We start from the raw sequence: 1,553 nt of genomic DNA on the forward strand, positions 1-1,553 counted from the left end.
CCACTAGCATTGCAAAAATATCCACAAGAGAGTATTGGTATTACATCATATTACTTTTGTGTATAATATTTACACTTCAATTACTTAGCTTTGAGCCAAAAAGTCAAGGGGGTTGTAAATGAACCCAGTTATCCAAAAAATGGATATTATTTTCTTGTTTTCTTATATTTTGCCATCGAGCTAGTACTTACCCCCACTGGTTTTACAATGGCCACACCTGCATCATGAAGTTCAATTTCATTTGGCGGGTGCTGGCGCTTTTGTCTTCCTTTCGATTTTCTTTCTGGTAAACGGTGTAACTCATGGAGAAAACTTTTCCATGTCCTTTCGGAATGGATGCGGAGAAGGGTGAGTACTTTCCAGGTGGTCTTCTTAGTTTTCTCAACTAACCTAACATATAGTGTGACACAGTACGCCGTCATGGCGAAAAAAATCTGATTCCAAATTCCCTGGGGTTGGGTACTTTGTAGTTTAACAAGACGTAGATGTTGTTTCATCCACTTGAAAAACAGTTCAATGATCCAACGGTGCCGGTACAATTCGGTTACTTCTTCGGCTTTCAGATCCCAACGATTGGTGACGACACGGTATTCTTTCCCCTCTTCATCCGTGAATTCAACAAGACGAAGGGGCTGTTCCATGGATCTGAATGTACTCCCCATGACGACTAAGGCGTCTAGCTTAACCTTACTGCCATCGGGAACGTCATAGGATTTAATGATGTTCGTCTTATGCTTAGCCTGGATGCGCATAGCGAATGGAATCTGGTTTCCCACCCAATGGTCCATTTTTTTGTAATCCACATAGCCGCGGTCCATCACATGGGTTGCATGAGGATCCGTCACGAGCTCCAGCATGACTTCACGATCATCCACATTACCTGTAGAGGGAATGACCATGTCGGGATAAGCTGTGCCGGGATCAGTTACTACAATACGAGTATGCAGCTTTACGCAATTACTATGCTTTGTAAAATACGTCCATTTCCCTAATGTAGGTCCAAGAAGCAGAGAAGAAGAATCCACGAGATGAAGACGCCCCAAAGAAGGAATCCCCTTTCTGTTACTCGTCAATTCATTCAATTGGGTAACAGCGGCAAGAAATAACTGCCGTGGTAGGACCGAAGGTAAGGCATTGACACGACGACATAGTTGAGAAGCACTAATACTAGTGAGCCCAAACAGCTCCTCTGTCCCTTCCATGGCACGAATACGTTCTTCCGTTTCCTCGTAGGATTTCCAATTTCCTAATTGCATGGTGAGACAAATCCTCATTAAATTAGCGGTGGTAAGTTTTTTTACACCGTTGTCTAAGGACGTGCATTTAAATTTTTCAAACGGTAAGAAAGAAAGGCATTTACTAAATACAGTCTGATTTGGTATGATGTTATCCATGAAAGTCTCCTTTAGTAGCAGTCACGGATAACGTGGGTTCAGCTTCTACTTTAGGGGACTTTTTTGCTTTCGTCCATAAAACAGCCTCCTATTATTCCAATTAATAGGGGGAAATTAAATTTATTTTTTGGCCTGTGGATACATATGCAATGCTAGTGG

General features: G+C 42.1%; 1 protein-coding gene. It reads right to left on the reverse strand.

Features of this window, described 5'->3' with window-relative positions; translation table 11 throughout:
• Positions 1–146: 146 nt before the first annotated feature.
• Positions 147–1,394 (reverse strand): IS4 family transposase, encoded by a 1,248-nt coding sequence (locus V6B33_RS21995; protein WP_334219789.1) that lies wholly within the window; start codon positions 1,392–1,394, stop codon positions 147–149.
• Positions 1,395–1,553 lie beyond the last annotated feature (159 nt).

This window comes from Mangrovibacillus sp. Mu-81, assembly GCF_036867415.1.
Classification (GTDB): Bacteria; Bacillota; Bacilli; order Bacillales; family Bacillaceae_B; genus Rossellomorea.